Source organism: Corynebacterium sp. CQ3829_602738, assembly GCF_054478435.1.
Window position 1 is genome coordinate 2,104,783 of the sequence record NZ_CM137003.1, and the last position, 17,443, is coordinate 2,122,225.

The following is a 17,443-nucleotide window of genomic DNA, read 5'->3' on the forward strand; positions in this document are numbered from 1 at the left end:
CGCGTCTACCTCTAGGTTTTTCCCACACTTGCCAGCTGTACTGCCGTAATCAGGAAGCGTGAATGCGTCAAAAAGTGAGGTTCTCTCAGTAATCAGAGTCCGAAGGGGGTACAGCACGGGGGTGCACCGCTATCAGCGGGTTAACCGCCCATCCGATCAATGTCCCTGGGCATACTCGACGGGGGTAAGCATGCGGCCGCTGCCCCGTCCGGAATGTTACTAGCAAGATGCCGTTTATCGCCGTCGGGCCAGTGGATCAGCGGATCAGCTCCAAAGGCACTGCCGGCAGGCCGAGGCCACCCAATACTTCCTGTACACGCGGCGCAAGCACCGCGAACGCCCCGCCAATCGCGGCGAGAATGCCGATAGCTACCGCGATCTTCTCGCCGGTGGAGGAACCGCCAGCGGTATCCGTGGGCGTATCCGGGTTGGGCTCGGCTGGGGCGTTGGCCGCGGGCGCCGCCACGCGCTTCTGCTTGGCGAAGTCCTGGTATTTGATCATCTTCGCCTCGCCGTCGGGGTTGGCTAGGCCGCGGCCGTCCTTGAAGTCCCAGGCCTCGACGCGGATGCGGTCGTCGTAGACCTTCACGCGCAGGCCGGTGGCGGCCTTGTCGTCCACGATCTCCTCGTCGTGGTCGCCGTCCGGCAGGTACTCGTTGAGGATCGCGCCGGTGTTCACCACGGGGAAGCCGATGGCGCCTTGCGGGGTGCCGTCGTAACGCCTGGTGCCCCACCAGTTGTTCTGCTTCAGCGAGGAGTGCGAGTGGCTGGTGAACGCGACGATGTCGTTGTACTTGGACAGCACATCCGAGATTGCCTGCTCGTCCTCGAAATCGTTCTGGTACCAGGCGGAATGGCTCATCGACACCGTCTCTGGCAGCAGCGGGTGCGTAAACACCAGCGCGGTCACGCCCTGCTTATCCCAGTGCGCGAGGCGCTCATCCAGCCACTTCAGCTGCTCGGCGGAGATGCGCTGGAACGGCTCCTTGCCGTCGCGGTCGACGTCCGAGTAGTACTCCGTGTTAATGCTGATCAGCGGGGTGCCGTCCACCACCACCTCGTTCCACGGCTTGTCCTGCCCGGAATATTTGAGGAAGCGCTGCATGTGCACCTCCGAGGTTTCCTTGCCGTACATCTCGTGGTTGCCGATGGTCCACAGCTCCACCCCCGAATCGTGCGGGACCTCCTTGCGCGCGGCTAGGAACTTGTCCCACTGCTCCTGGCTGCCGTTATCCACCAGGTCGCCGTTGATCACCAGCGCGCCCGCCTTCTCCGGCATGGCGTTGAGGCGCCGCACGGCCAGCTTGAAGTCCTCCGGGTCGTCCTGCGTATCGGAGATGACATCAATGACGGTGTTCGGCCTCTCCGCGGCCTGGGTAAACGGCGCGCGCACCGCGACGTTGTCCACTGCCCACCAGTAGTCGTCGTTGCCGCCGAGGTAGCTAAACGTCACCTGCATCGTCTTCGCACCTTCCGGCACGTCGAGCTCGAAGTATTCGTGGGAGGAGTAGCGGTTGCTAGTTAGCCTATCGACGACCTCCGGTTCCCCACCATCGAAACCCACCGCAACCAATGCAGTTTGCCCCTTCTTGCCCTGCCGGTAGTGCTGGTCGAACTCGAGGGCGACCTTGCTCTGGCCGGCGATGTCGATCGGCTCGGTGGTCATGCGCGCGTCCATGGAGTCGCGCTCGGTAAGGCGCTGTTGCTTCGAATCGATGATGGCGAACTGGTCGTGCCCCTGGGTGAAAAAGTGGCGTTCGTCGGTGCCAGCGGCCCAGGTCCAGTGGCGCACGTCCGAGATGGTCCAGCCGTTCCAGCGGGCCTCGCCCGAAGTCACGCCATCGACATCCTGCGACCAGCCGTCCGGCAGGTCGTGGGTGAAATGTGCGGGGTTAGCTACCCCGTCGAAGCTTTCGAAGTACAGGTATGGGCGGGTGGATTCGGGGAAGGATTCCGGCTGGGCGGCGCCAGCGGGAACGGCGGTGGTGGCGGCTGAGGCGGTAAGAACGGCAGCGGTGGTGGCGGCGAGTGCGCGGTGGGACATCATGCGTCAAAGATTAGCGCCACCTGAGATGTCCCGCAGGGCGAACCGCGCTGCTGCCTAGTTACCGATCGTGCCGTGTTCGCGTTGGTTCTTCCGCCGATCCCGCCAGCGCTTCCAAAGAATCAGCAGGAGCACCAGCAGGATGAGCACTAGCACCGCGATCATCCACCAGGACCACACAAAGGCATCCACGGTTGGCTCCGGCGTGTCCGGGTCCAGGGGTGCGCGTTCGGCGTGGACCAGCAGACGGTCGGTGTTCAGCCCGTAGGGCGTGCAGGTGATCAGCGTGACCTTGTCTTTGCCGGGCTCGTAAGTCACGGCGTCGTAGTCGTCGGGTTTGACCACCTCGCGCGAGGTCATGCGGTAGCGCAGGCGCTGCCCCATTACGTCGATGAAGATGTCATCGCCGGGCTTGAGCATGGGCAGCTGGTCGAACATCGCCGCGTTGACCATGCCGGTGTGCGCGGAAATGACCGCGTTGGTGCCGTCGCCACCGACAGGCAGGGTGGAGCCGTACATGTGCCCGGCGCCGTCGTAAAGCACGTCCGCCCTAGTGGTGTGGTACACGGGCAGGTCCACGTTGATGCGCGGGATGCGCACGCGCGCCATCACGTGGTAGCTCTCCGGCAGGGTCAGCTGGGACATGTAGTCGTCGAAGCCGGGGTCCTCATCACGCGGGGCGCGCGCGTGGGGGCCAGCAGCCAGCAGCCGGTCGTTGTACTCGTGGGCGCGGGCGAGCTCGCGGGCCTTGGTGTCGTCGCTGAGCTCCTGCACCGCGCCCGCGTACTCTTCGTTCTGCTTGATCTGCCGGTACTGCGCGGACAGCGTGGACGCGATCGGGTACAGCAGCAGCAGTGCCCCGAGGATCAGCACGATCCAGGAGACGACGTTGCTGCCGCGTCTACTCTTCTTCGTCATTGCGTCTGCGCAAGATGAGTCCGAGGATGATCAGAAGCACCGCCACGCCGGTAATGCCCAGCACCCCGGCACCCGTTGAGGCGAGGTCGCCGACGCGCTTACTTATCGACGGCGTCCCGTCCCCCTCACCTTCCCTCACCACGGTTTCAGTCACAGTGGCTGTGGAACCGTCCGCCCGCGTGGTCTCCCGGGTGACCACCTCGGTGACGGAGGCGTCGGACGGCATGGCACTGGTTGGGGTTTGGGTTTCGGTCTCGGTTTCAGTGCTGTGCTGGTCGCCGTCGGTGACGGTCGTGGTTGCAGCGGCAGCGTCGAAACACTTGCCGCGCTCCACCACGTTGATGTGGTTGACGTGCTCGACGGTGACAGGCGCGCGGGTGGCGTCCATGCCGTCCGCCGTCAGCGTCGCGGTGGCCGCGAGGTCCCCGAGCGTGGCGTTGCGCACCGGGCCGCTGCCCCACGGCTGCTTCTCGTTCGTCTTTGCCGGCACCCAAGTTTCCATCGTGGTGGCAGGATCCAGCGACTTTGCGCGGGCAAGCTTGGCCAGGCCCGCGCTGGTGAGCGTGAAGGTTGCCTGATCGTTGCCCTGCTGTTGCTCGTCGTAGTCCTCGCCGCGCTTCAGTTCGGTACTCTCGCCCGCGCCGCGAATGGTCAGACGCGGGGCTTGCAGCTTAGTCACCGGCTGGTGCTTACGCGCCGTGCCCGGCACCTGCTTCGAGGTGGTCGCCGCCGCTGCGTCGAAGCGAAGCACCTGCTCGCCTCGCGCCACCACGCTGCGGGGCCCGTCATTGACCCACTTCACAGTGTGGCCACGCGAGAAATCCAAGGTCAGCGCGTACTGGTTCAACGTGCCGTCGGTGGAGAGGTTCGGCACGGTGGAGACAAAGTCGTACTCCACATACGTCCCAGGCGCTGCGGCTTCCTTCCATTCCGGGGTGTTGCACGCCGTCAGCGGGTCCACGCTGATCCCCAGCTCCTGCGCCTTCGGCGCCACCACCTGCGCCGGCTTGTCCGGCGTCACCGCCACCACGAACGGGGCGTAGGACACGCGCGCGTCCTGCGTATCCGGGTTGTCCGCCACCCGCACCAGGTACACGCCGGTATCGAGGCCCGTGAAGGTGGCGGTGCCATCTTCCGACGCTTTGGTGTCCACCTTGCGCAGGCGGTCGGGGTGGTCGCGTGCGATCGCCGGGATGTCCAGGGATTGGAGGGTTTCGGGGGTGGGCCGGAGGTCGTCGATAAGCAACAGCTCCACATCGCGGTCCCCGATGCGCGCGAACCAGTCCGCGCCGACGCTTTCCCGGAGATCGACCCGGAGGTCGGCGGCGGACGCGGCGGGCGCGCAGGCAAGGAAGGCAGCGGCGAGCGCGGCGGCCAGCCTGGGTGCCGTGCGTAAGTGCATGGTGTCCTTCCTTGTCATGGTGGGGGCTTGCGTGGGCCACAGATGGTGAATGGCAGATGGTGAAAATGCGCCAATTCCGGGCATATTCACCATCGGTGTTTCACCATCTGCGCGGTTTAAGCGTTGCGGCGGCTCAGCTGGTACGCAGCGCCACCGCCGAACAGCACGAGGCCGAGCGCGAGGATGTAGAGCATGGTGCGCTCACCGGTCGCGGGCAGGCGGCCCCAGATGTTGTCCTTCACGTCGTTGGTGGTCACGGTGTACACCGGACGACCGTTCACATCCTCGCCCTTAACGAGCTTTTGCGGCTCCGGGTTGAGCAGGAAGCCCTCAGGCGCCTTGGTCTCCACGGCGCAGTACTCGGTCTCCGGGTCGAACTGGAGCGCAAACGCGGTCACGGACGCCGGGGTGGAGTCGTCGCCGCCGACGGTGGTGAAGGTGTTGCCGGTCTTGGCGTCACCGGCCTCGTTCGCAGCGTTGAGCGCCACGGCGTCATTGGAGACCTTGCCGTCTTGGCACGGCACAACCTGGAACTCGGCACCGGCGCCGGTCTTCTCGTTGTCCTTGTTCTTGTCGTTGACCGTCTTGGAGAACACCACGTTCACGTACTGGGTCTTCGTGTCGTTCTTCTCTTTGTTTTCGTCGGAGTTCGACTTGTTGCCGTCGATGATGTCCCGCTCCGGCACGGACTTGATCGACCCATCGCGGTTGGGCACATACACCTCGGCGGTGTTGACCACGGTGCCGTTCGCAGGGATCGTCTTCACGGTGGCGCCGAAGACAACCTGGACCTGCAGCTCCGGGTTGTCCTTGCGCAGGTTCGCCAACTTCGTGCGGCCAGCGTCAGTGAACTTCACCACGAGGCGGTTGTTTTCGTAGGTGACGGTGTAGTCACCCTCGGCCAGGGTTTCAGTGCTGTTCAGGAGGGTGACCTCGGCGGAGCCGTCGTTAAGTGTGAATGCCGCGGGCACCTGGTCTTCGATGCGGTAATCGGAGATGGTGCGAGATCCGTCCTGCAGCACGTCACCGGCCGGGACCGGGGCCTTGACGGTGTAGGTGACGGTGTCGCCGACGTTCTTGTTGGTGTCGGAGACGGCCTTGGTCGGGTTGATCAGCTGGTTCTTCGGCTCGATCGTCGGGTTGTAGTTGATCGTGCCGTCTTCCTCCGTCAGCGGGAGGGTGACCAGGAAGGGTGCGGCGACGGTGTAGTCGCCGTTGGTCATTTCGGTGACGCGGTACAGGCCGACCTTGAGGTTGTCGAATTTGACGGTGCCGTCGGAACCGGTGGCCTTGGTGCCGATGGTCTCAGCGGCGGTCGCGGCGGTGGCACCGCGTTCGACGATGTCGTTCGCCTCGTCCCAGCCCTTTGCGGTGTCCAGGCCGTTGGTCATCTGGATGCGCTCGACCTTGAACTCGGTGCCGGAGATGGCTTTCTGGTCCTGGCCCGGGGTGTTGTCCTGCTTGGAAATGGTCAGGCTCACCGGCTTCGACGCGTCGATGGCGTTGTTGGCCTGTTGCGCGACAGCAAGCGGCGCGAGGTCCGGGGCGACGGCGAGCGGGGTGGCGGTTGCGAACGCGGCCGCGGCGGCCAGCGCGAAGGTCTTCTTGGTCAGGTTCGACATGGTTGCAAGTCCTTTTCTGGAGGGGTGGGTGTGTGGAGTTGGTTTTCGGAATTACATGTGCCGGTTTAGGAAAGCCCGTACACCGTCCGCTTGTAGCGGGCGAATTTTCTACATCTCAACGAGCTCACCGCCTTCCGCGCGCTCGTCGCGGCGGCTCACCCGCCATGCGCCCCAGCCGAACAGCACCAGGCCGAGCAGCAGGAACAGCACCAGGGTCTGCTCACCGGTTTCGGGGAGCAGCATGCTTAGCGACGCCGAAGGTTTCAACGCACCCTGCGCATCCTTCGCCGCCACCGTCTGGGCCGCCCCGCCGGCGTTCGCGGCGGCGGTGACGGTCACGGCGGCGTCGCCCTCGGCCGGGTAGCGCCAGGTTTCGTCGGCGCTTGCCGGGATGGAGACGTTGAAGGTGCAGGAAAACTCCTCGCCGGCGGCCAGCTCGGTGGTCGGGCAGATGCTGTCCGGCACGGCGCCGTCGTCGCCGATGCGCACGACCGACCCGCCGCGGGTGACGACCAGGCCGGCGAGCGACGGGTCCGTCACCGTGAAGTCCTTCAGCGGGAACTCGCCGGTGTTGGTCACGGTGTAGGTCATCTGCATGGACGTGGCGTCGTGGCGCAGCAGCGTGGTGCCGAAGGCGTCGCCGGTGAGCTGGCCCAGCGGAGTGCCGTCGATAAGCTTCTGCACCTTCACGCCTGGGAAGGTGTTCTTCGCGGTGAGCGACCAGCGGTCCCCGGAGCGGGCGAGGTCTGTCGGGTCGGAGACCGGCTGCGCGGTGAACACCACCGAATCGGTGTCGCCCTCGAGCGGGGTGACCAATTCGCCGTTAGACACCACCTGGAACACGGACGCCGCGTCGGGGTTGCCGTCGTCGACCTCGTCAACGGCGCAGTCGCTGTCCACCGGCACGTCCGCGATGGTGTGCGTCTCGCCGGCGCGCACCTGGAACTCCTCGCTCTGCGACGAACACGACTGGTGGAATGTGAACGTGCCGGAGCTCGGGCCGGCGGCGGTCTTGGTGAACGCCACATCGTAGTGGGCGCGCGGGTGGTAGATGTCCGCGCCGACGGTCAGCGCGGTCTCCGCCGACGGCAGGTTCGCCGCGGTGGCGAAGGTGTACGAGTACGCCTTGTCGGAGCCGTTCACCTCGTCCGGGGCGAGGTTGGACAGCGAGCCGGTGGGCAGCGCGGGCGAACCGCTCCCCCACGTGGCGTACTGCGCCAGCGGGGTGCGTGCGCCGTCGGTCACCTCGAGCTGGCCGCGAGCGGCGAGCGCCGCGCTGCCGGCGAAGTCGAGAGTGCAGTTCGCCCCCACCGGCAGGTCCACGACTTGCCCGCCCGCCGGGGCTTCGAAACTGCGGGGCATCTCCGATCCGGACAGGGCGGTCAGCGGGAACTGCCTGGTCACGGCGGTCTGCGCGGGGTCGTCGCAACGCAGCTGCGCGGTGTAGCCCGCCTCATCCGCTTCGGCGAGGTAGCCGGAATTGAACACCGCCAGACGCACCGGGGTGGTGCGCCGCTCCACCTTGTTCACGAAGTGGAGGTCCGCAGGCGCGGTTTCACCCGGGTTGGGGGCGTAGCCGCGCACGATCTTCTGCTCTGGGGCGATGGTCAGCGCCTCCGGCACGTTCGTCGCATCCTGCTCGTTGAATGTGCACAGCGATCCGGCTGGAACCTTCGCCTCGCCGGAGATAAACGTGCCGTCGGTGAAGTCGCCCTTGCGGATACTTGCAGGAATGACGTAGCCGTCTGCCGGGCGCAGCTTCTCCGGGATGAAGGACGTCTCGCCCACGGAGCTGGTTTGGTAGCCGATCGCCTTGCACTGCAGCGTGAAGTTGAACGTGTAGTCGTCCGGGATCTCGCTGAGGTTGCCCGCCGCGCCAGCGAGGTCCTTGCTCAGGCGCACCGTGGAGGTCTCGTACTCGTAGTGGTTGTCCAGGCGGACGTGGTTCTTCGCCGGGTCGTCCACGGTGAGGAACACCGGCGACGTGGTCGTGTCGTTGTCCAGCTTCTGGTCCGGGTAGGCGTTGCCGCCTTCGCGGTCCACAACCCAATCCACAAAGGCCGGGCGCAGGAACGCCTTCAGGTCGTCTTGCCCGTCGTTCATTGCCAAGGCGAGGGAGCCGAACTTGTCGCCGGTGAGTTGGCAGTCCGCGCCGACCGGCACGCCGTCAAACGTCGTGGAGCCCTCGCCCTTGATCGCGCCCGACTGCTGCTGGAGCACCGCGGTATCGCCCGTCTCCGGATCGCGGCAGACAAGACTAAACGCGTGGTTGTACAGCGATTCCTGCAGGTCCTTTCCCGCGTTGGCGTACTGCGCGCGGATCGCGTCGGTGGGCAAGATGGCGCGCTTGGTCAGTTCGATCGACGTCGTGCGGCGCTCATAGGTGTTGACGAACAGCAGCGTCACGCCCTTGGCGTCGTCCACGGTGAACTTCGCGGTGCCGCCGTCGGTGCGCGCGCCGTTGACGTCGATAGCTTTCCTCAGCGTGATGCCCACCGCCGTGGTGGTGTCGCCCTCCGTAATGGTGCAGGTCGAGCCGGCCGCGGCGCGGGTGCCGCCGGGAGCTTGGCCCTGCTGCACCGTCGTGGAAATGTTCGGTCCCGCGGTGCCGTCCGGGTTGGTGCACACCAGGTTGACCGGAAAGATGCGATTCGACTTGATCGCGCGGCGCGGCTCGGAGATGAGGTTGTTCGGGTCGTTGAAGACCACCTGCTTCGTACCGGCCACTGGTGCTTCGATGAAGTCGTACTCGTGGTGGACGTCCATCGTCGACTGCATGCCGATGACGAACTCGCCACCGTTGTCCACGGCGGTGATGTCCTCGGCGTCCGACGCGTAGAGGTACTCGGATGTCGCCTGGATCGGGTAGTCGCGCCCGTCCGCGGTGGTGCGGGTGGCGCTATCGCCGGTTTCCGTCAGCGTGCACGCCGTGCCCTGCGGCACCTGCGCGGCGGTAAACGCCCGTCTTTCTCCAGGCGCGAGGTCGAACGATTCGGTGAACCCGTTGTCGCAGTTCAGGGCATAGCTTAGCGACGACAACGCCAACGATTCGCGCCCACCCGTACGCAGACTCACGGTCAGGCCGTTGCCCGCGGGGCGGTACGTGTTGGTCACCGTGGCGGTGTTCTGCGCCGCGTCGACGCCGAGCTTCACGTCTTGCACGTCGGTGGAAAACAGGATGCCGCCGGCTACCTTCGGGGTCTCCTCGGCGAACGTGCAGGTGTTGCCGTACGGCACACCCATGGCGCCGTTCTGGTCGTTCGCGGCGGCGTCGTTGGCTGTCAGTGTGACCGTGCCGTCGGCGGCGACGGTGGCGCGGCCGGTCAGTTCCACCGCGCGCGACTGGCCCGCCACCGAGGTGGCGACGTTGCGCGAGCCACAGCGGAACGTAAAGGCGTACGACTGTGGCAGCGCGCCCTGCACCTGCGCGTCGACCACCTTGCGCAGCGAGACCGTCCCCAGCTTCGGGTCGAAGGTGTTCACCAGTGTCACTTGGTTGCGGTCCGTGCCGGAGACCACGCGGATCGTGGTCACAGGCTGCGTTTTCGCTTCCTCGTTGGTCAGTGTTGTCGCCTGGTCGCTCGCATCCGAGGCGCGCACCTTCGCCCCCTTGAACAGGGTGGTCGCGGTATCGCCCGGCAGGTCTTCCCAGACGGTGCAGGAGGCGGAGGCCGGGATGTCGTCGATACGCGCCTCGCCCTGGGAGCCGTTCAAGGTGGCGGTGCCCTCGGCGACGGTGCGTCCCTCCACCTGGCAGCGGTAGTGCACGGTGTAGCGCAACCGCTCCACGTCGGCGGCGCCGGCGGCTAGGCCGTTGACCTCGTTGCGGACGAACAACGGGAACGTCAGGTAGTCGTAGCTGGTGGTGAAGTGCAGTTCCGGGGTGGTGCCTTCACGCAGCGTGAAGTGGTAGGCGCCGGCTGCGTCCGGGGTTGCCGGTTGGCCCGCAAGCGTCGCGTCGCGGCTGATGAATTGGATGGTCTCGCGCTGCTTCTGCGTCAGGTCGGTCAGGGGCGCGATCGAGCAGTCGCGCTCGACCGGGATGCCGTCGAGCTTCGTGGCCGCCGAGGGTTTCGCGCTCGTGAGGTTCAGTTCAAACTCGCGCTTGACGTCCGTGCCCGCGCACACCAAGCGGAAGCGGTACGTGCCGCCGACTTTGCCGTCGGTAACCGGGTCGCCCACGATGGTCTTGCTGAAGTTGAGCGAACCGGCCCGGTACGAGTAGTTGTTGTTCGCACTCGCCGCGCCCACTGCCGTCGGGGCTGCGCCGGTGGTCGGCAGCACGACCGTCACAGGCGCCTTCGCGTCGCCTGCCACGCCTTTGTTCCACGACAGTTTCAGATCGGTGCCGGCTGGCGGCTGCGCCACACGCTCGGTGACGGTGCACGTGGTCCCCTGCGGCAGGTTGCCCACCGTGGAGATGGTGCCCGGCTCCACCACCGCGTCGCCTTCCAACTTGACGTCCGGGTACGCCTGCGCGAAGCCCTCCGGCGCACGGCACGCGTAGTGCAGGGTGTATTTCTGCAGCTTGATCTCGTCGAAACCCGCGGCGTTGCCGTCGACCGTCTTGCTCAAATCCAGCTTCGCCGGCTTGAACTTGGGTTCCCAACTCACGGTGCAGTTGAGTTTGTCGTTGTCCGGGCTATCCACTAGAAGCGTCGACGTCTCGCCCTGGTTAGTCAGCTTGTAGCTGGCCGGTACGGCGCCCGCGCGGATGGTCTCGGACGTCGCGCTGCCCCCGGAGGTGGTCAGCACGCACTTCCACACCGGGTTGTAGCGGTTCGGGGCATTGCTTAACGACGACCGAAACCCCAACGTATCCTCCGGCACACCGTTAACATCCAGCGACCGCATGAGTGTTGCCGTGCCGCCTTCGGTGACCTTGATCGGCGATTCTTTGCCGGTCGCATTGTTGCGGGAGAAGGCCTCGTAGTTCGCCGTGGCCTTCGACTCGGCGCCGAGGAAGTAGTTCTCGGCATCCTTATTCACCGTGGCCAGGGCATCCTTGTTGGCAAACTCGACACGGCTTAAGCCGATGCCGAGTGCGAACGCCTGCTGGCCAGATCCGCCGACGGAGCCGATAGCGATTTCCATCGACGACGGGCTGTTCACACCGACGATGAACCCGCCGTACGCTCTCGTCGACGCACGGTAGTCCGCGTCTTCCTGAACCCAGCAAATGAAATCGCGCTGCATCGACCCGGTTGTGCCCCACAGGCTGGCCTGCGGCTCAGCGCCGGGGCCGTAAATCGCCTTGCCGTTTTGCTTCGCGGTGCACGCGTCCTTGTAGCCGTCGGGGGTCAAACGCGTCGCAGGTGTCACTCCCTTGCTGTTCGGGCTGGTGTTGGATACGTCCAGGATCTCGCCCGGGGACGCGCCGGCGCCGGTGGATTCGGCGTCCGCCATGGCGAAGCGGTAGTTGCTCACGCGGTTGCCGGCGGCGTCGGTGATCGCGATGTTGCTGAAGGTGTAGCGGGCAAGGCCGCCACCGCGGATGGCGACGACATCGTTCGCCGTGGCCGAGCTCTGGCGCTCGAAGAAGCCGGTGCCGGTCTTACCAAATGCGGATTGATCCCACGGGGATTTCGTCGCCGCCTCTTTGACGGTCGTGCCCCTGGACTCGAGCTTCACGTCGAACTTCAGCGTGTAGTCGCCGACCTTTTTGGTTAGCGTCGCTGTGCCGCCATTCGTGGTCGGCAGGCCGGTCAGGTCGAGCCAGCAAATCTGGTTCGCCCAGTTCTCCGCCACCCCGGTGCCCGCGCGGAACGAGCAGTTGCCAAAATTCACGCCGTCGGCGGTGGCCGCGGTCGACTGTGCCTGCGCCTCCTGCGAGCCCGGGTACACCGTCGCGGCGACGGTAAGCACCGCCGCGAGTGCGAGCGCAGCCCACACCACCACCGCACGGCGTGCGCGGGTGGCAAAGGTGGGGCGGGCGCATTGAGTCATAGATCCTCGGCTCGACAGAATATAGATGACACACCACCTATCTGGTTGTGACGGCCAAATGTTACGCCCGGGAGCCCGAGAAATAAACAGATCTTTTCCCGGCCTAAAAGTTGGACATCCTTCTTACCTGCGGTTTTCACACAGGAATTACCCAGGCTTCCCCATATCCGCACGTCGCCCGCGGCCATGATGCCCGAACATGTTTCACTGCGAACCATCGGGGCGGTCGGTGATTTTCATCACGCCAAACGGCCACGACCCCCGGCACCGTGGGGTGCAGGGGGTCGTCGTCAAGCGAAGTGCCCCTAGTCGCCGATCTGGTCGCGGCCGCGCTTCACAATGAGCGGATCCGGCTCGCCGACAACCTCGTGGTCCTTGTTCGTGTACTCGAACTTGCTCAAGATGTAGCGCATCGCGTTGAGGCGGGCGCGCTTCTTGTCGTTGGACTTGATGGTGATCCACGGCGACTCGTCAGTGTCCGTGTAGCGGAACTGCTCTTCCTTGGCGCGGGTGTAGTCCTCCCACTTGTCCAGGGACGCCAGGTCCATCGGCGAGAGCTTCCACTGGCGCACCGGGTCCACCTGGCGGATGGCGAAGCGGGTGCGCTGCTCCTTCTGGGTCACGGAGAACCAGAACTTGGTCAGGGAGATGCCGGAGCCGAGGATCATATTCTCCAGCATCGGCACCTCGCGCAGGAACTCGGCGTGCTGGGACTCGGTGCAGAAGCCCATGACGCGCTCCACGCCGGAGCGGTTGTACCAGGAGCGGTCGAAGAAGACGATCTCGCCGGCGGCCGGGAAGTGCTCGATGTAACGCTGGAAGTACCAGGAGGTGGACTCCCGCGGCGACGGCTTCTCCAGCGCCACGGTGCGCGCACCACGCGGGTTGAGGTGCTCGTTGAAGCGCTTGATCGTGCCGCCCTTGCCGGCGGCGTCACGGCCCTCGAAGAGGATGATGTGGCGCTGGCCGGTGTCCTTGGTCCAGTTCTGCCACTTCAGCAGCTCGATCTGCAGGGCGCGCTTTTCCTTCTCGTAGTCGTCGCGGGAAAGACGCTCGTCGTAGGGGTAGTTCTCGCGCCACGTCTGGATGGCGGTGCCGTCCGGCATGAGCAGGACCGGGTCGTCCTCGTCGGTGTCGTCCACAACCCAGCCCTCGGTCTGGGCGAGGTCGATCATCGGCAGTTCGTCGTCTTTGTTGTCAGCCATGTTCTTCAGTCTATTCGGCGCGGGCGCGGTGTGCCGGAGAAGTATGCGGGAATGCAAAAAGGCCCCGCCGCTTTGCGACGGGACCTTCGGCTAGTGCGCGTTACAGTTACGCGACCAAGCCGATCAGCTCAGCGATATTGCCAGCCAGCTTGCCCAGCTCGCGAAGCAGGTCGAGCAGAGCGCCCGGAACCTGGGTGACGCCGTTGGCGCCGTTACCGGAGGAAAGTGCAACCCAGTTGGTCAATGCGTTGTCCATGATGATTCTCCTTTAAAGAAAGTTTGTGTTGAGTGAGGTGAAGGCTTACGCGGAGACCTTGTCAGCGAAGTTCTTGATGGTCTTCGGGGTGTTCTGGAACAGATCAGCCAGGTTGGTGGCGAAGGTCTTGAAGGTCTTCAGCTGCTTCTGGATGAACTTGAGATCGAAAGGCATTGATTTCCCCTTTTCGATAGGTGCCAGTGTGTGTCTGGCAAATCTTGACAGGTACTGACACCCGGTGGGCGTCACAGGAGGAATTTTGCCACATCGACCAGCTACGTCAAGCGCATTCTCAAAATAGGATTTGCACCACACAGGCAGCTTTAAGCTGGTATGCGTTCACCGAAACGTAACCTTTTCGCGACCGGGCCGATAACCTGCCCTGACCGAAACCGGAAAGTGAACACCAATTGAATTGGTGGCAGAACGTGTAACTCATTCGGCCGCAAGGACGATCTGTACACGCCCAAAACTGCCGTCCGCCTGTGACGTTTTACACCAATACGGGGGTGGGGCGGAGCTGACGTCGATAAGCATGAAAAAGCGCGCCCCGAAGGACGCGCTTTCATCGGCTAAGACTGATTTACATCATGCCCATAGCTTCCGGGTCCATGCCCGGGTTTGCGCCAGCCGGCTCCGGCTTATCAGCCACGACAGCCTCGGTGGTGAGGAACAGCGCGGCGATGGACGCGGCGTTCTGGAGCGCAGAACGGGTCACCTTCGCCGGGTCGGCGATGCCGCTGGCCAGCATGTCCACGTACTCGCCGGTGGCGGCGTTGAGACCTTCGCCGTCCGGAAGGTTGGCAACCTTGTCGGCCACCACGCCCGGCTCCAGGCCAGCGTTCAGCGCGATCTGCTTCAGCGGCGCGGACAGGGCCTCGCGGACGATCTTCACGCCGGTGGCCTCGTCGCCCTCCAGGCCGAGGTCGTCGGCGAGCTCGTTGGCGGCCTGCAGCAGAGCCACGCCGCCGCCGGCGACGATGCCCTCCTCAACGGCAGCCTTCGCGTTGCGCACAGCATCCTCGATGCGCAGCTTCTGCTCCTTCAGCTCCACCTCGGTGGCGGCGCCGACCTTGATCACCGCAACGCCGCCAGCCAGCTTGGCCAGGCGCTCCTGCAGCTTCTCGCGGTCGTACTCGGAGTCGGAGTTGTCGATCTCGGCGCGGATCTGCTTCACGCGGCCATCGATCTGCGCCTGGTCGCCGGCGCCCTGGACGATGGTGGTTTCGTCCTTGGTCACCACAACCTTGCGGGCCTGGCCGAGCAGCTCGATGCCGGCGGTCTCCAGGGACAGGCCGACCTCCTCGGAGATGACCTGGCCACCGGTGAGGATGGCCAGATCCTGCAGCATTGCCTTGCGACGGTCACCGAAGCCCGGCGCCTTCACCGCCACAGACTTGAAGGTGCCGCGGATCTTGTTCACCACGAGGGTGGACAAGGCCTCGCCCTCGACGTCCTCGGCGACGATCAGCAGCGGCTTGCCGGACTGCATGACCTGCTCCAGCACCGGCACAAGCTCCTTGACGTTGGAGATCTTGCCGGAGACCAGCAGGATGTACGGGTCCTCAAGCACTGCCTCGCCGCGCTCCATGTCGGTGGCGAAGTATGCCGAGATGAAGCCCTTGTCAAAGCGCATGCCCTCGGTGACCTCGAGGTCCACGCCGAAGGTGTTGGACTCCTCAACCGTGATCACGGATTCCTTGTTCACGGCGCCGTTGCCCACGGCGTACATCGCCTCGGCGATCTTCTTGCCGATCTCCGGGTCAGACGCGGAAATACCGGCGGTGGAGGCGATCTCCTCCTGGGTCTCAACTTCCTTGGCCTGGTCCAGCAGGTACTTGGACACCTTGTCGGTGGCGGCCTGGATGCCGCGCTTGATGCCCATCGGGTTGGAACCAGCCGCGACGTTGCGCAGGCCCTCGCGCACGAGCGCCTGTGCGAGCACGGTAGCGGTGGTGGTGCCGTCGCCGGCGACGTCGTCGGTCTTCTTGGCGACTTCCTTGACCAGCTCGGCGCCGATCTTCTCGTACGGGTCCTCGAGGTCGATCTCCTTGGCGATGGTCACGCCGTCATTGGTGATCGTCGGGGCGCCCCAAGACTTCTCCAGCACCACGTTGCGGCCCTTCGGGCCCAGCGTGACCTTCACAGCGTCAGCCAGGGTGTTCAGGCCGTTTTCGAGGCTGCGGCGCGCTTCCTCGTCGAATGCAATCATCTTTGCCATGCGAGTGTGTCACTCCTTGTAAATAGGCGTACGTGGACGGTCACTCAGTTCGTCAGTGCAAGCAGGCGCCCGCGACGGCACGGCTGACGAGTGGTCTCAGCCTCACCCGCTTTTGTTCGTTTATTGGCACTCGGCTTGCGTGAGTGCCAGCCACATTTTTAGCACTCGACGGGGTTGAGTGCAAGGAACGCAAGGGGCGTGGTTGTGCCGGGGCGGGGATGCTTACTCCAGGATGCTTACCGGTTCGAGGATGCTTACTGCAGGATGCTTACTTCTCGAGTAGCGCGGGCAGGCACGCCGAGGGTTACTCGAACAGTAAGCATCCTGGGGTAAGCATTTAGCCGACCACAGCCCCAACACCGCCCCGAAACCGCCAAACCGGCCCGGCCAACGCTGCTAGCGTGGTGCCATGACTGACAACGCAGCAAACGCCACGTACACCCCGCAACGCGACCGCATCTTCAGCGACCTGTCCAAGCTGGTCTCTTTCAACTCGGTGCACTCCACGCCCGAGCTGGCGGACCAGCACGAGGATGCCTGCGCCTGGACGGTCAACGCCCTGGAGGATCTGGGTCTGGACGTGACTCGCTACCCGACGGTGGATGACGCTGACACGATCGTCGCTAAGCGGGAGCCCAAAAACGGCGCACCCACGGTGCTGCTGTACTCCCACTACGACGTGGTCCCCGCGAACAACCCGGACGCCTGGACGAACAGCCCGTTCGAGCTGACGGAGCGGAACGGCCGCTGGTACGGCCGCGGCGCCGCGGATTGCAAGGGCAACCTGGCCATGCACTTGGAGGCGCTGCGCCTGCTGGAGGAAAACGGTGGCACCGACCTGGGCCTGAAAGTTGTTGTCGAGGGCTCCGAGGAGCTCGGCGGCAAGGACGGCCTGGGCAAGCTCATCGTGGAAAAGCCCGAGGTGTTCGAGGCGGACGCGATCCTCATCGCGGACTCCGGCAACGTGGCCGTGGGCGTGCCTACGCTGACCACCTCGCTGCGCGGCGGCGCGCAGGTGAAGGTGACGGTGGAGACGCTGGCGAACCAGGTCCACTCCGGCAGCTTCGGCGGCGGAGCTCCGGACGCCGCGCACGCGCTGGTGGTCATCGCGAACTCGCTTTTCGACGAGCACGGCCGCACCACCATCGACGGCGTCGACACCACCACGAAATGGGACGGCGACGCTTACGACCGCGAGTCCTTCCGCGCCGACGCCACCGTGCTCGAGGGCGTGCAGCTGCTCGGCACCGCGGACGACGAGCCGGCCGACCTGGTGTGGGCGCGCCCGGCGGTGACCATGATCGGGTTCACCTCCACCCCGGTGGCCGAGGCCATGAACGCGGTGAATGCACGTGCGGAGGCCCAGTTCAACCTGCGCGTGCCGGCCGGCCAGAGCGCCGCCGAGATCGCGCAGAAGATGGAGGAGCACATCAAGTCCCACACCCCGTGGGGCGCCAAGGTCGAGGTTGAGGTCAGCGGCGTCAACGAGCCCTTTGCGACGGATCCGTCGGCAGGCGCAGTGGCCGCGCTCGGCGAGTGCCTCAAGGAGGCCTACGGCGCCGACAAGCTGTCCGTGGTCGGCTCCGGCGGCTCCATCCCGCTGACCATTACGCTGCAGAACACCTTCCCGGACGCGGAGATCGCGCTCTACGGCGTGGAGGAGCCGATGTGCGGCATCCACGGCGTCGACGAATCGGTCGATCCGACAGAGATCGAGCGCATCGCGGTGGCGGAGGCGACTTTCCTTCAGCGCTACGGCAAGTAGCATCAAAAATCGCTACAGTGAATTTCTAACGGCCGCGCCACCCGTGTTGACGCGTAGATACCCA

The 17,443-nt window shown here is 65.0% G+C and carries 10 protein-coding genes; 1 reads left to right on the forward strand and 9 read right to left on the reverse strand.

The features are described 5' to 3' along the window. Positions 1–256 precede the first annotated feature (256 nt). The 9 genes from ACX1NL_RS10180 to groL form a co-directional block, all read right to left on the reverse strand. The gene (locus ACX1NL_RS10180; RefSeq protein WP_458898083.1) at positions 257–2,047 is read right to left on the reverse strand and encodes a metallophosphoesterase family protein; all 1,791 of its coding nucleotides are present in this window, start codon (positions 2,045–2,047) and stop codon (positions 257–259) included. 54 nt (positions 2,048–2,101) lie between these two features. Beyond that, positions 2,102–2,962, reverse strand: coding sequence for a class C sortase (locus ACX1NL_RS10185; protein WP_458898084.1), 861 nt, complete (start codon positions 2,960–2,962; stop codon positions 2,102–2,104). Further along, complete coding sequence (locus ACX1NL_RS10190; protein ID WP_458898085.1) at positions 2,946–4,364, reverse strand: hypothetical protein; 1,419 nt, start codon at positions 4,362–4,364, stop codon at positions 2,946–2,948. Before ACX1NL_RS10190 ends, ACX1NL_RS10185 begins: the two co-directional genes overlap by 17 nt. Before the next feature lie 116 nt (positions 4,365–4,480). Continuing rightward, positions 4,481–5,986 (reverse strand): SpaH/EbpB family LPXTG-anchored major pilin, encoded by a 1,506-nt coding sequence (locus ACX1NL_RS10195; protein WP_458898086.1) that lies wholly within the window; start codon positions 5,984–5,986, stop codon positions 4,481–4,483. A gap of 108 nt (positions 5,987–6,094) precedes the next feature. Further along, a complete protein-coding gene (locus ACX1NL_RS10200; RefSeq protein WP_458898087.1) occupies positions 6,095–11,932 on the reverse strand; it encodes a DUF5979 domain-containing protein in 5,838 nt (1,945 codons plus the stop codon). 305 nt (positions 11,933–12,237) lie between these two features. Further along, positions 12,238–13,137 carry a polyphosphate kinase 2 gene (ppk2, locus tag ACX1NL_RS10205; protein WP_181192856.1) on the reverse strand — a complete coding sequence of 300 codons (900 nt, stop codon included), beginning with the start codon at positions 13,135–13,137 and terminating at the stop codon, positions 12,238–12,240. Positions 13,138–13,243: 106 nt separating this feature from the next. Further along, the gene (locus ACX1NL_RS10210; protein WP_239306327.1) at positions 13,244–13,393 is read right to left on the reverse strand and encodes a hypothetical protein; all 150 of its coding nucleotides are present in this window, start codon (positions 13,391–13,393) and stop codon (positions 13,244–13,246) included. A 45-nt stretch (positions 13,394–13,438) separates the two neighbouring features. Further along, on the reverse strand, positions 13,439–13,567 hold the full coding sequence (locus ACX1NL_RS10215) for a hypothetical protein (protein WP_255711455.1): 129 nt from the start codon (positions 13,565–13,567) through the stop codon (positions 13,439–13,441). A 409-nt stretch (positions 13,568–13,976) separates the two neighbouring features. Further along, positions 13,977–15,614 (reverse strand): chaperonin GroEL, encoded by a 1,638-nt coding sequence (gene groL, locus ACX1NL_RS10220; RefSeq protein ID WP_239306326.1) that lies wholly within the window; start codon positions 15,612–15,614, stop codon positions 13,977–13,979. A 409-nt stretch (positions 15,615–16,023) separates the two neighbouring features. Between groL and ACX1NL_RS10225 the strand changes: the two genes are divergently transcribed. Continuing rightward, positions 16,024–17,379 (forward strand): M20/M25/M40 family metallo-hydrolase, encoded by a 1,356-nt coding sequence (locus tag ACX1NL_RS10225; protein WP_458898088.1) that lies wholly within the window; start codon positions 16,024–16,026, stop codon positions 17,377–17,379. The last annotated feature ends 64 nt before the right edge of the window (positions 17,380–17,443 follow it).